9 protein-coding genes are annotated in these 12,872 nt (G+C 54.1%); all 9 read right to left on the bottom strand.

Annotated features, from left to right (window positions below):
* Nucleotides 1-7: 7 nt before the first annotated feature.
* Nucleotides 8-958 (bottom strand): carbohydrate ABC transporter permease, encoded by a 951-nt coding sequence (locus NST69_RS10465; RefSeq protein ID WP_342550138.1) that lies wholly within the window; start codon nucleotides 956-958, stop codon nucleotides 8-10.
* Nucleotides 959-974: 16 nt separating this feature from the next.
* Nucleotides 975-1,880: a sugar ABC transporter permease gene (locus NST69_RS10460; protein WP_342549193.1), complete on the bottom strand. Its 906-nt coding sequence runs from the start codon at nucleotides 1,878-1,880 to the stop codon at nucleotides 975-977.
* Nucleotides 1,877-4,441, bottom strand: coding sequence for a DUF5696 domain-containing protein (locus NST69_RS10455; protein ID WP_342549192.1), 2,565 nt, complete (start codon nucleotides 4,439-4,441; stop codon nucleotides 1,877-1,879). The genes NST69_RS10460 and NST69_RS10455 overlap by 4 nt, the downstream gene beginning before the upstream one ends.
* Nucleotides 4,442-4,455: 14 nt before the next feature.
* On the bottom strand, nucleotides 4,456-5,082 hold the full coding sequence (locus tag NST69_RS10450; RefSeq protein ID WP_342549190.1) for a YIP1 family protein: 627 nt from the start codon (nucleotides 5,080-5,082) through the stop codon (nucleotides 4,456-4,458).
* The gene (locus NST69_RS10445) at nucleotides 5,079-6,539 is read right to left on the bottom strand and encodes a hypothetical protein (RefSeq protein ID WP_342549189.1); all 1,461 of its coding nucleotides are present in this window, start codon (nucleotides 6,537-6,539) and stop codon (nucleotides 5,079-5,081) included. The genes NST69_RS10450 and NST69_RS10445 overlap by 4 nt, the downstream gene beginning before the upstream one ends.
* Before the next feature lie 18 nt (nucleotides 6,540-6,557).
* Nucleotides 6,558-7,439, bottom strand: a complete 882-nt coding sequence (locus tag NST69_RS10440) for a carbohydrate ABC transporter permease (protein ID WP_036724919.1) — start codon at nucleotides 7,437-7,439, stop codon at nucleotides 6,558-6,560.
* Nucleotides 7,436-8,401 (bottom strand): sugar ABC transporter permease, encoded by a 966-nt coding sequence (locus NST69_RS10435; RefSeq protein ID WP_076073655.1) that lies wholly within the window; start codon nucleotides 8,399-8,401, stop codon nucleotides 7,436-7,438. Before NST69_RS10435 ends, NST69_RS10440 begins: the two co-directional genes overlap by 4 nt.
* Nucleotides 8,402-8,419: 18 nt before the next feature.
* Nucleotides 8,420-11,314 (bottom strand): extracellular solute-binding protein, encoded by a 2,895-nt coding sequence (locus tag NST69_RS10430; protein ID WP_342549188.1) that lies wholly within the window; start codon nucleotides 11,312-11,314, stop codon nucleotides 8,420-8,422.
* 120 nt (nucleotides 11,315-11,434) lie between these two features.
* Complete coding sequence (locus NST69_RS10425) at nucleotides 11,435-12,823, bottom strand: extracellular solute-binding protein (RefSeq protein WP_209875794.1); 1,389 nt, start codon at nucleotides 12,821-12,823, stop codon at nucleotides 11,435-11,437.
* Nucleotides 12,824-12,872: the final 49 nt, after the last annotated feature.

Here is a 12,872-nt window from a genome sequence, read left to right as displayed (position 1 = left end):
TCTACGGTTAACCCACAATCCCGGTACGCTCAATACTCTCCACGAAATACCGCTGCACGAACAGGTAGATAATAATCAGCGGCAGAATCGCCAGCAGAATCCCTGTATCCTGGACCATGCTGAGGTAGAACGGATCAGCCTTGGAATTGGCCCCGTCCTCCAGCAGAATCGCCAGATTATACGGCAGTGAGCCGAGCTGGGTCGCCATTACCTTGCTGGAGGTCAGATAGGTCGTGGTGAAGAAGCTGTCGTTCCATTGCCACACAAACGAGAAGAGCAGCACCGTAACAATGGAGGGTATCGCATTAGGCAGCATAATTCGGATGAAGGTCTTGCCTACCCCGGCCCCGTCGATGTAAGCCGCTTCCTCCACCTCTTTGGGAATCCCACGGAAGAACTGCCGGAAGATGAAAATGTACAGCCCCGCCTTCAACGAGTTCGCCGTAGCAGAGGTTAGAATAAACGGCCAGTAGGTATTGAGCAGATTCAATGATTTGCCGCCGGTTAAGAGCGGAATCAGCCCCATCAGGCTGAAATCCTTCAAATTCAGGTAGACCGGAATCAGAATCGTGATCGGCGGGACCAGAATCGTCAATATGACTCCGGCGAATAACAGCTGGCTTCCCTTGAACTTCAGCCGGGCGAAGCCATACCCTGCAAGCGCGCAGGAGATGGCGGTCAAGATTGTAGTCAGCGCCGACAGGGTGAAGGTATTCAGCAAGGCCTGCCAGTAATCCATAATTCCAATCGCTTTGACGAAGTTGTCGAGCGTATAATTCTCGGGAAGCCAGACGACAATCGGTGAATACAGATCGCTCTTGGCCTTGAAGGCCGTGGATATCTTCTGGAGCACCGGATAGAGGATCACGAACGACAGGCCTGCAATGAGCGTCAGCCGCACGAAGGACCATATCCATTTCTTCCAGCGTTCGGGCGACAGTAAGCGGGTCGCATGCAATAGTCCCATCCTCCCTTTAATCATAGTAGAAGACCTTCTTCGAGATCAGATAGCTGCTGACGGCCAGAATTAAGGCCACTGCGGCGAAATACAGCCAGGCCATCGCAGAGCTTAGACCGAAGTTGAACTGGGTGAAGCCGGTCTCCCGGATCAGGTCAGTCATGGCGTTATTCGAGAAGGAATCGATAATCGTATAGATGGAATTCACCAGAATGAGCGGGCTGACCATGGGAAAAGTGATTTTCCAAAAGGCCTCATAGCCGGTTGCCCCTTCCATCTTGGACGCCTCATACAGCTGCGGCGAGATGGTCTGGATGCCGGCCAGGAAAATCAGAATCTGTACGCCGGACTGGCTCACAATACTATAGATACGGCTCACAGCGCTGGTCAGATAGTTCACTACCCATTCGCTTAAGCCCGCGTCCAGCATCAGCCCCTCCAGCTCGAAGGTGCCCAGTCCCTGAATCGCCCCCGCACCGGCATTCTGATCGTTGACCGCCTGAATCAGGCTGCTGCTCTCCAGGCTCAGAATGACCCCGGAGGCCAGAATGACAGGCAGGAAGAAGATCGAGCGGGCCAGCGAGCGGCCGATGAATTTCTGATTCAGCAGCACCGCCAGAAACAGGCTGAAGATAACGATCAGCGGCACATTGATGACCATATTCATCATGGCATCGGCCAGCGAGCGGTTGAATTCGGTATTCACCGTCAGCGCTTCAACGTAATTCTGGAAGCCGCTGAAATGAACAATCAGTCCGTCGGAATTGGCCTGCACCGAGCTTAAGCTGTAGCGCAGCGAAGACAACAACGGAATCAGGAAGAAGAAGATGAAGCCGAGCAGCCAGGGCAGCACATAGAAGAAGCCCATGAATGCCTTTTGCTCATTGTAAGATCTGCGGTCCAGTCTAAGTATGGATTTCAAGATTGCTCACCACCCGTAATATAGCTTTCGGCTTCAACCGTCCGGCCCCCGGCAAGGACTGCGGTCTTATTGTAGTTGACGATGACAGACATCCCGTTACCGTAAGTACTTTTATAGACACCGTCTGCCAGTTTCTCATGACCGGTCAGCCGTTGATGCTGAACGTTCTTCATCACTCCGTTCACTTCGGTATACATATCAGCCGCCTGGTTGATCCACTGCTCATAATGGACCGCATACAGGTTATCGAAGTCGGTATCCTTCACCTTGTAATTAGGCGCATACATCCATTCATAATAGAGGCCGGAGCCGTACTCCAGACTCTTCAGGATATACTGCCTTGGATTCGTGAACGTGGACAGGTTAAAAGGCTTACCGGTGTAATTCACATATCCCCGCACCACCATCGGATAGAACGGAATCTCCTCATCCTCCAGCTTGAACCGGCTGCTGGACACCGGAGCATCCGTAATATCAGAGAGATACGGGAGGGCGTAGGCATTCCCGCCGTCTGCGAGAATGCGCAAGGACTGTCCGGTGATCTTCTCCAGCGACTGGACCGATATTTGCTCGGACGCAGACCGGTCGATCTCCTGGTTCTTGCGGAAATCACTGTTCAATTGATCGGCCATATCCCGCAGCGAGATGCCGCCGGTCTGAAACGGCGCAAGCTCCTTCAGCGTGGCATCGACATATCCGCCGACCCTGCTTGGCGAAATAATGTAGGCAGGGGTGAAGGAACGGTCCCGCCGGTTCAAGGCCATATTGTACGGATAGACGGCTGCCGGAATCTCACTGAGCATCCGGGAAGCCTTCTGGTTAATCCGGAAGCCGGAGGTCTGGTTCGCCTGGAGCAGAGCTACGTCAGGGAAGAGCTGAATGTCTTGCTCCTTGGCGTATGCAGCCAGCCGGTTCAGCCCCTTGCTGCCGCCGATTGCCTTATCCACCGACAGCCGGTCCGGTACCTTGTGATCGAGGCTCCGGTTGAACCAGCCGGCATATTTCAGCTTGATATTATCAATACCGCGCTGCTTCATTTGTTCCAGAATGCTCTGGGCCTCTTCGAAGGTGGTCAGTGCCTCCAGCGATTGATACGGAATACCCAGGACATGCTTGGTCTTCGTAATTCCGCCCACCAGCTCCAGATAGAATGGCGTATTCATAGGGGCTTCTGCGGAAGCTGCCGGCTGCGCCTCAGGCAGTCCGCCATGCTCCGCCAGATAGCTCTGGTAATAACGCGCCATGCCCGGATAGGACGCCTCCGATCCGCTCAGGAACGCATAACGGACGATATAATCTGTCTTAGGCGGCTCCTGCTGGAATTTCGGCAGGGTGCGGTTCTGATCGCTTGACGTCAGGGTAAGATCCCCCTTGGCAATCAGGGTGAAGCTCGGATACACATAGTTGTAGCCGTTCAATCTGCCGCTGGTATCCGCGTTGATGGTGGCCAAGGACGCGCCCTGTTCAATAATGCCCAGCATGGCGCCTTCCTCCCGGATCAGGCCGAACACCGGCAGCTTGACCTCCTGCTGCTGTGCATAGGCATCCGTGGTCTCCATCGTCCCGTCCACACCATACACTGCCTGCTTGTATGCGGGATAACGGGTCTTGCCGTTATTGAAATGAATCAGCGCTCCTGAGCCGTCCGGCACCAGGATGGACCCGGAATCCTTGCTCCCTCCGGCACCCAGGAAGCTCAGCAGGGAGATGTCATTCACCGGATAATCCGCAGGATAGCGGATATCCGCTACCGGAACCTTGACGACCAGCTGGTCCCCGTCCAGGGCATATTCAATGGCGAGCTGGAAAATACGCGGCGCAGGCTTGGTCTGGCTGAGGTTGTTCTCAGCGATATCCTGCTGCAGATCCTCCTCTGTGTACCCCGCCTTCTCGAAGCCCTTCAGGGTCCGCTCCAGCTGAAGCCCCTTCAGCGCTTCATCGTTTCGTGTATATACTCCGTTCTCCTCATCGAAATTGTAGGCAATTTTCATCGTCCGCTGCCCAGTCTTATCCATCTTGCTCATGATCTTCTCCTCGAACCGCTCCTTGCCCATCTTCATCGGCAGATCCTCCGCTGTTGCAGCGGCCGTTCCGAACTGGTAAAAGACCTTGACGCCCTCCGGTGTCAGTTCCATCTTCATTTGCTTATGGGCCACGCTGTCCGTATACGAATTGACAGAGCTGACTTGACCCAGGTTGTTATAGAAATCCAGCTTGAGCTGCGCGGACAGCAAGTCTTTATTATCCCCGCTGGCCTTGGCATCCGCTTCACGGTCCAGCGGGTTGCTGTACCAGAGCGTCCCGTCCGACAGATTCTTGACAGCGATCCCTCCGGTAGCTTCATCCATGAACAGCCGGAGCTGCGCGTTCTCGAGCACACCTGTCATCCCGCTCATCCCAGTATCGGTGAAGGCAGATTTCAGCGCGCTCCCTTCCGTAAAGGACACTTCAAGATTCGGTTCATGCCCGCTGGCCTGGCTGCCAGAACTTGACGCCGAACAGCCGGCCAGCACACTCATACTGAAGAGAATCGAGAGCAGCATGATTAACGGCTTCCTCATTCCCGGTCCTCCTCCTATCTCCTCAAGACAATTTCTTGGTATATGGTTGAGACGAATGCAATCATTTGCTGAACCAGACTGAAGAACAGCAGGGTCAGGAAAGCCATGAAGGCCATAGCGAGCAGCGTCAGCAGAATCGTCCCGATCGTTTTGGACGGGGAGAACTGATGAACGGTCATAATGCCCACATACAGCAGCAGTCCCGACCAGAGAATGGCAAAGTTTTTGAAAAAGTAATAAAAAGAGCTCTCCTGGGCCGAGATGAAATTGCTGATCCAGATCCAGGGGAAATTAATCAGGACAACCGGAAGCAGTGCGAAGCAGGTGGTAATAAAAATCTCCACGAACTTCCCCTCCCCGTCCATCAGCGTGGTCAGCGACCAGTTCGCCACACACCAGAACAGAACAGGAACCAGCACATAGACCGCTTCCAGCAGGCTGTTGAGATACCTCGGATTATTCATATTTACCAGGAACCCGCTGTATTGATTGCCCAGAACATTCGTCAGAATCAGCATAAACAGAATGCCGAACGAGAGGATCAGACTGGTTTTTTGACTGCGTTCATATTTGAGGTCCCAGTATCCGTTGAACGGATGAACCATCACATACAGCGGATGTTGCAGCGCTTCTCTGTTCAATGGAGCTCCACCTTCTTTCTGGCCTTCATTTTCCGGTACATTCTCAGGCCCAGCCATAGGGCTGCCAGCGCGATCAGACCCGTCATAATGGTGGAGAAATGTCCGCGAAGCACTTCCTTACGGTAGAGCAGGAACGCTTTGGAATAGTTGGTCCGGTCCATACTGCGCTCGAAATACTCCGCCGACTCCTTGTACTCGCCTTGCCGCAGATAAGCCTTGCCTATACCCGCATAGGCATACTCCATATTCGCATTCAAGTTGACGACCTTGCTGAACTCCTGGGAAGCCATCTCCTCATCACCGTTATAGTAGCTGCGCACAGCACTGTTCAGCGTTCTTCCATACTCTGTGGTCTGGAATACCGTGATTTCACCCAGCGCCTGATCCAGTACCAGAATATCGTCACCGCTGTGCTCAATGGCAACCGGGGTGTTGAATTCGCCCATACGGTTACCAATTCCGCCGAAAATGTACAGCAGATAGCCGTCCCCGTTGTACGTGAACACCCGGCCCCGGCTGGCATCCAGCACCGCGTATATTTCACTGTCGCTCACATCAATATCCACGAGCCGCGGGGCACCCCCTGAGCGCGTGGAGTAGAGCAGATCACCGCTGGGCTTGTAATAGCCCTCTCTCCGCAGAATATCTGCCCCCTGCGCGTTCAGCTTCTTGATCGGGTCCCCGTAATCGTCACCGTTGGTAGCGTACAGAAAGCCTTCATCATTAATGTCCAGATTCGTGAACTCGGTAGGCGTATACATCACCATCTGCTCACGCTGCGCCTTGGTGGAGATCGATTTCCAGAAATACTCTACCGCATCGACATGCACCCGGTTCGCGCCAATGAACGATTTGAACACACCGTCCGCCCCGAATTCCATGAAACCGTCGAAGACGCCGGCCGACATCACATAGATGCGGTCCGCCTTGTCTACAGCAACACGGACAGGCTGAAATTCAAAGTTCGCCTGCAATAGCTCGGACTTCGGGGCTTCAATGATCCCCACAGCCTTGAAGTCGCTGTCGAGATGGACGATACGCTTATTGCCCGTATCCGCGACATAAATCTCCTTCTGCTGCGTCACATAGATGCCCTGCGGATTGTTGAACTTCTCCGCCTTCCCCTTGAACTGGAACGCGTCTACCGTCTTGACGGATTTGTAATCCTGATCCAGAATCACAAACCGGTTATTGCCGCTATCCAGAACATAGATCTGCTTATCCGCCGTAACCTGAATATCCTGCGGATTGTTGAATGGGCCCGCACCGGAGCTGGCACCCGTGATGAGCGTAGTAGCCTCGTAGGCGGACGGAGCCGCCACCGCATTCCCCCAGTATGAATAATTGTAGGAAGGGGCTGCGCTCTCTGCCAGGGCCAGCTCTCCGCCAAGCCCCAGACTGACCAGGCAGCACAAGGCCAGCAGACCGGTTCTCAGTTTCTTTATCCTTGCGACCATTGTCACCGTTCCTCCTCTCTACTCTTTCATACCGGATGTGGCCATCGTCTGGATGACACTGCTCTGTGAAATAATGAACAACAGAATCGGCACGGTCATCAGCAGCAGAGCGACGGCCGCTCCGACCCCGGCACGCGCAATTCCGCCCTGGATGACCTGGCTGAGCGCGTAGTGAAGTGTCTTCAGGTTCTCACTGTAGATGAAGCTTCCTCCATCTGTGCCCCACAGCGCCGGAAATTGCAGGATCATCAGCGTCAGCCAGGCCGGCTTCACATTCGGCATTACGATTTGCCAGAACACGCGGTACTCGTTCGCACCGTCGATTTTGGCCGCCTCAATCAGTGCATCCGGGATCTGCTCCATGAACTGCTTCATCAGGAACAAACCTAGTGAAAAGGCCAGTGACGGGACGATAATCGCCGCCTGGGTATTGATCCACCCCAGCTGCGACATGACCAGATAGTTCGGTATTGCCGTAACATGCGGCGAGAACATCAGGGACAGCACTACAATCTTGAACAGAATGCTGGAGCCCGGGAATTTGAACTTGGCCAGCGGATACGCCGCTGCCGACGCCAGCAGGATATGTCCTGCGGTTCCTACCAGGGTGATCAGCAGTGTATTCGCAATGTATCTGGTGAACGGCACCCAGGAATTCCCCATGATCACCATCAGATCGGTGAAGTTCTCCAGCGTCGGGTTCCGCACCAGGAATCTCGGCGGGAAGATGAACAGCTCATCCAGCGGCTTGAAGGCATTGTTCACCGTGTAGATCAGCGGAAGAACCATGAACGCGCCGAAGCCCAGCAGCAGGCCGAAAAGCATAAAGCTGACAGCAAAGGAACGGTTCAGTCTTTTTTGAGGGCGAAGGGCCCCTATCACTCTTGAATACAGGGTCATTCACCCACCTTTCGAAGCAGCTTCTGGGTCATCATGTTGGTTCCGAGCATAATTGCAAAGAGAATAGTGGCAATCGCAGAGGCATAGCCCATCTCAAAGCGCAGTGTCCCGTAATCCATCAGATGCGTGACCACCGTATGTCCCGCATAGTTAACGCTCGGGAAGCCCGCCAGCGCAATAGAGACCTCAGCCACCGCGAAGGAGGCGGTAATCTGCATGACCGCGCCGAACATCAGCTGCGGGCGCATGGACGGCAAGGTAATGAACCACAGCTCCTGCCAACGGTTCCTGATCCCGTCCATCGCCCCCGCCTCGAACAGCGTCTGGTCCACGGTCTGAAGTCCGGCGATGAAGGCCAGGAAGCTTGTGCCGAGACTCAGCCAGAGCTGCACAATAATGATAATGGGGAGAATGTACTTCTCATTCTGCAGCCATATAATCGGCTCCAGCAGCACCCCGATCTTCATCAGGAAGCCGTTAAGATAACCATAGCTGTCCCCCGAGAAGACAATCAGCCAGATGAAGAACACATTGCCCGAGATCGAAGGCGCATAGAAGACCAGCGTCATCAGCGACCGGACAAAGGGCGACAGCTCATTAATCAGCCAGGCGAACAGGAAGCATGCGATATAGCTTAACGGGCCTGTGATCACAGCGAACAGAAAGGTGTTCTTCAGTGCGATCATGAACACATCATCGCCCAGCAGCAGCCTGGAATAGTTCTCCCAGCCGATGAATCTCGGCGTCTCCAGCATATTGAAGTAGAAGAAGCTCAGCCCGAAGGAGACGACCACCGGGATCACCGTGAACAGGAAGAAGATGATCATATAGGGACTCATCATGAAATAATAATGCTTGCTCTTCTTGATATCTCTCCATAATTGTGCCAGGCGGGATTCCTTGACCGGACCGCCAGCCAGCCCTGGCAAGGCTGGTTCAGTGGTATTCTGTATTTGTACCATCAGCTTACAGCCTCCAACCTAATACGGAAGTTTGAATTCCTTCCGTTTGATCTGAATTTCATCGTTAATGTAGATCAGATAATCCGACAGGGCTTCACGCGGATTCACATTCCCGTTGACCACCTTGCGGAACGCATTGTCCAGATGCCGGCCTGTGAAGTACCCGCCGGGAACCTGAGGGTTACCCTTCACCCATTGCCACTGGCTCTCCAGCTCCTTGTAATCCTTCACCGGCCACGGCAGCTCCTCCAGCGCTTCAATGTTCGCGGTCGGATAACGTGCCGCCGCTCCCATCAGCCCTTCCATTTCCCGGCCGTACTGGACCTGGGTGTCCTTGTCTGTCCACCACTTCATGAATTCCCAGGACGAATCCTTGTCCTTGGCATTCTCCAGCAGCATGACACCGGTTGTATGGCTGGCTACGCTATGGTCCACCGTGCCGTCCGCCTGCTTCGTTCCCGGCACCACCGTGAATTCCCACAAATTGCGGATTTCCGGCGCCATTACTGTCAGGCTGTTATAGATGGTGTAATCGGCAATCCCGATTGGGATCTCGCCTGTACGGAAACGGTTCGGAAAGTCCACCTTCACCGGGAACTTGTAATTGGTATAGAACTGGGTCCACTTGTTAAATTCACTCATGGAGGTCTCCGAGTTCAGCGCGCTTCGCTTCTGGTCGTCCGTGTAGAGCTGCCCGCCGTTCTGGTAGAGCAGCATGGTGAAGGCCGCATTGGGCACCAGCGTCGCATTGTTCAGTGTATCCTCCAGGGGAAGATAGAACTCCAGATTATGTCTCTGCAGCACAGAGACGACATTGTAGACTTCCTCCCACGTAGTAGGGGGCTCCAGGCCAAGCTCCTGCAGAATATCCTTCCGGTAAAAGAGCATCGGGAAGATCTGCTGCTCAGGCAGCCCGTAGACGCTTCCATTGTACTTATAAGGCGTAAGGGCGCTGTCGCGGAAGCGGTCAGCCACTTCTTTAAAATCGGCGAACTGGGACAGATCGGCCGATGCTTTGCGCATCGCATAGTTCACTGGAAGATCCTCACCGATCTGCATGGCTACATCCGGCCCTTCGCCCGCCAGGGTTGCCGGCAGCAGAATGTTCGGAGGCACCAGCCGCAGTGCCACGGAGATGCCCGAATCCGGCGTGAAGGTATCGTCAATCATGCTCTTCATCACTTGAGCCTGATCCCGGCCGGTCGAAATCCAGACCGTAATCGCCTTCTGGTTCTTCGTCACGTTACCGATACTGTCATAGTCTTCGGTATACGAGGCGCCATACGCTCTCAGCTCATGCTTCAGCTTCTGGAAGAAGGTCGCCTGCGCAGACGGAAGCGGCTTATCCGGCGCCGAGATCACCAGTGAATCCAGTGTCAGCGGCTGTTCCCGCACGCTAAGAATCCAGGTCCCCAGTCCGCCGACATTCGTCTTGAAGGAGACCAGCCGTTTGGCTACCGTGTCCGGATGCTTCGCCATATCCTCCAGCTGGGTAACCATCGAATACAACACGGATACCTTGTCGCTGCGTTCCCCGGTGGCCTGCTCCAGGTATTCGCCGACACCGCGGATAATCTCCGCCTGCTCCCGGAATACCTTGGTCATCTCCGGTATCCGCTTCTCCAGCTGATAGTCGCGGAACTTATCCGGGTTGTTGGAGGTAATCGCCAGTATATTGCGGTACATTTCATTCAAGGTCAGGACACTGGACTGGACGGTACGGACCAGCGGCGCGATATCGCCCAGGGTCACGGTCAGTCTCAGCTTGTGCGTCCCTTGTGTAAGATGGAACAGATAAGGCTCTTCCCCACCGAGTACATTCATCTGCCAGCCGGGAGAGTAATTGAAGCGGATCTGCTTCATCTCGGTGAACGGATATTCACCATCAATGGTCAGGCTGCGGTTGGCATAGACGCCCCGGAGCTGATTCTGCTTCTCCTTGAGCGCTATCCGGTACAGACCTTCTTCAGGGACATCAATCTCCCATTCGATCCATTGCCCCGGAAGCTTCCAGTTCACCCCGCCGATGGTGTTGATCCTTAAATTTGAGACGGCATAAGGAACCACTGCCGGGCTGGAGCGGTCGGATAACGGGTATAAGGTAGGCGAGGATTTGGCGGATGCCGCTTCGGCCTGGACCTCGATATAAGGCTCTTGTACCGGCTGAAGGCCCTTAGTCTCATACTCCTGCTTAGCCTCTGCATAGGAGCGCACTGTCCGGTCCTGGAACAGCTCAATATAATCAATGGCCATCGGCTCACGGAGTGCGGTCAGCGACAGGGTCTGGTTCCCCTGCTCCAGATAGAAGGCATAAGGCTCCTCATAGAAGCCTTCACTGTCCGCAATGACCGTGAACTGCCACACCGGCTGCTCCACCTGTCTGGGGCGCAGATCGTTGCCTCGGTCATCCTGCTTAATGACCTCCTCACGGTTCCCCCAGACCCGGTCGAAGAGCAAGGTATCCGCTCCCTTGAACGGCACCTCCCGGTTGATGGATAAGGAACGTTCAATGGACGAGCTTTTGCCTTCCACCGGATAATAATGAACCCGGATGTTGTACAGCCCGGATTCCGGAACCGGCACCTCCCAGGAGATGGTTCCCGATTCCTGGGTAATGACTGCTGCTCCGTCAAGCCCCTCGAATTGCTGCTTCACCTCAAAGACATCTCCGCTGCCGGGGGAATAGCTCTCCCCTTCGATGCGGATCTCCCGGTCAGGGCGCGGGGCATCCCCGTGTTGCTTCAGATAGGCTTCATAGCTGCCTTCTTCAGCATCCTGCGCGGCTGCCGTGAACTTGCCTACTGCGGGAGAGTCGGAATGCACAGGCTGCCCCGAGGAATTAAATATCCAGATCGTCCCGGCCAGCAGGACAACAACCAATATAATCGCTATGTTCCTGATTCGAATATTCAACGTACTCCTCCCCTTAAGCAATGGATCATAAGTTCATATATTTCAAGTTCCAGCTCTATAATTGCCGCAAGAATGGGAACAACAGTCCGCGGGGGACTGTTGTTCCATGCGGATATCCGTTTATTTTTTGTAGACTGCGTCTACAGAAGCCTGAACCTTCGCCTTGTACTTCTGAATGACAGTAGATGCCGAGGTTCCCTTTTTCAGTTCGTCAATCATCTCGTAGTAAGGCATGGTTGAGAAGGTATTATGGTTCGTGAGCAGCATGCCGCCTTCGACCAGCTTGGCGTTGTTGATATCATCCTCGTTGTCATACGTGCTCTCCAGGGAAGCCTGCTTCGGATAATCGTAGATGGACTCGATATCGTTGATCTTCTCCCAGATATACAGCAGCTGATCCGGATTCTCGGCCTTCTTCGGGATGGTCAGGAACTGGACATTGGATTCCACACTGTGGTATTCGGTAGCATTAGGTCCTTTTGGAAAAGGAACAAAGCCGATATCATAATCCTTCATATCCGTCTTGAAGCCGTTCGCCTCATAATCTGCTCCTGCATACATCAGCGTGTTCCCCTGACGGAAGAACTGCGCCGGTTCCTGCCAGTCCCCGCCTTCTGTCGGCCGCGCTACCTTCTCGGCACCCAGCTTGGCGATGAACTTGAAGACCTCCAGCAGCTTGGGATCATCGAGATTCTGTTTATCGTCAATGGTCAGATCGGTCTCGTTGGAGGCCAGGGCCATTTCCAGGAACCCCCCTGAGGCCAAACCCCAAACATCAAGTTTTCCGTTGTTATCTGTATCCTTGTTCGCTTCTTTGGCGACTTGGGTGAAGGTCTCCCAGTTCCAGTTATCCTCGTTCACATATTCCTGGAGCGGCTTCATGCCCAGCTTCTTCATCAGGGTGCGGTTATAGAATACTCCGCTGATCAGGTTGCCCGCATTCTCCGAGAAGCCATAGCCCCGGCCCTCATATTGCGAGAATTCTGTAGTCATACGCTGATTGAAGGCATTCTCATTCTTGGTGTACTCGTCAACCGGCCAGAACATATCCTGCTTCGTCAGCACCGGAATCATATAGCCCTTGCCCATTCTGACAATATCGCCAAGCGGTTCACCGGCGACCAGTGAAGCCACAACCTTCTTCTGGTATTCACCGAAGTCCAGCGCTACATATTCAACCTTGAAATTATGCTTGGCCATCAATTCCTTCAGATTCTTCGAGCGCTGGATATTATCAGGATTGTCCTCGGGAATCGTCATATCCCACCAGGAGACAATCTTGATCGTTCTGCCGCCCATATCGAAATCTTTTTCCGGTGTAGCATTGCTCGGCTCTGCAGTCGGTGTAGCTTCTGCAGTGGCTTCAGCTGCCGGAGCCTCTGTAGCCGCTGCCGGCTGGGCTGACGCTCCCCCGCCGGCGTTCCCGCCGTTCCCCGCTCCTCCACATGCCGTCGTTGCAGCTAATAACAACATACTAATGAATACTGACATTACCTTTTTTGCCCGCATGATCTGTCCCCCCAAGTATGAATGACTTACCTCGAAAGTTTAGCGCTTA

Origin of the sequence: Paenibacillus sp. FSL P2-0089 (assembly GCF_038595095.1) — a bacterium.
Taxonomy (GTDB): Bacteria; Bacillota; Bacilli; order Paenibacillales; family Paenibacillaceae; genus Paenibacillus_AQ; species Paenibacillus_AQ silagei.
Note: the sequence above shows the minus strand (reverse complement) of the source record. Positions and strands in the feature narration are given on the sequence as shown.

Bases quoted from the DNA above. Each gene is read 5' to 3' on its own strand.
- NST69_RS10455 (WP_342549192.1), bottom strand. From the start codon at position 4,441: ATGAGGAAGCCGTTAATCATGCTGCTCTCGATTCTCTTCAGTATGAGT.
- NST69_RS10425 (WP_209875794.1), bottom strand. From the start codon at position 12,823: ATGCGGGCAAAAAAGGTAATGTCAGTATTCATTAGTATGTTGTTATTA.
- NST69_RS10440 (WP_036724919.1), bottom strand. From the start codon at position 7,439: ATGACCCTGTATTCAAGAGTGATAGGGGCCCTTCGCCCTCAAAAAAGA.
- NST69_RS10445 (WP_342549189.1), bottom strand. From the start codon at position 6,539: ATGGTCGCAAGGATAAAGAAACTGAGAACCGGTCTGCTGGCCTTGTGC.
- NST69_RS10435 (WP_076073655.1), bottom strand. From the start codon at position 8,401: ATGGTACAAATACAGAATACCACTGAACCAGCCTTGCCAGGGCTGGCT.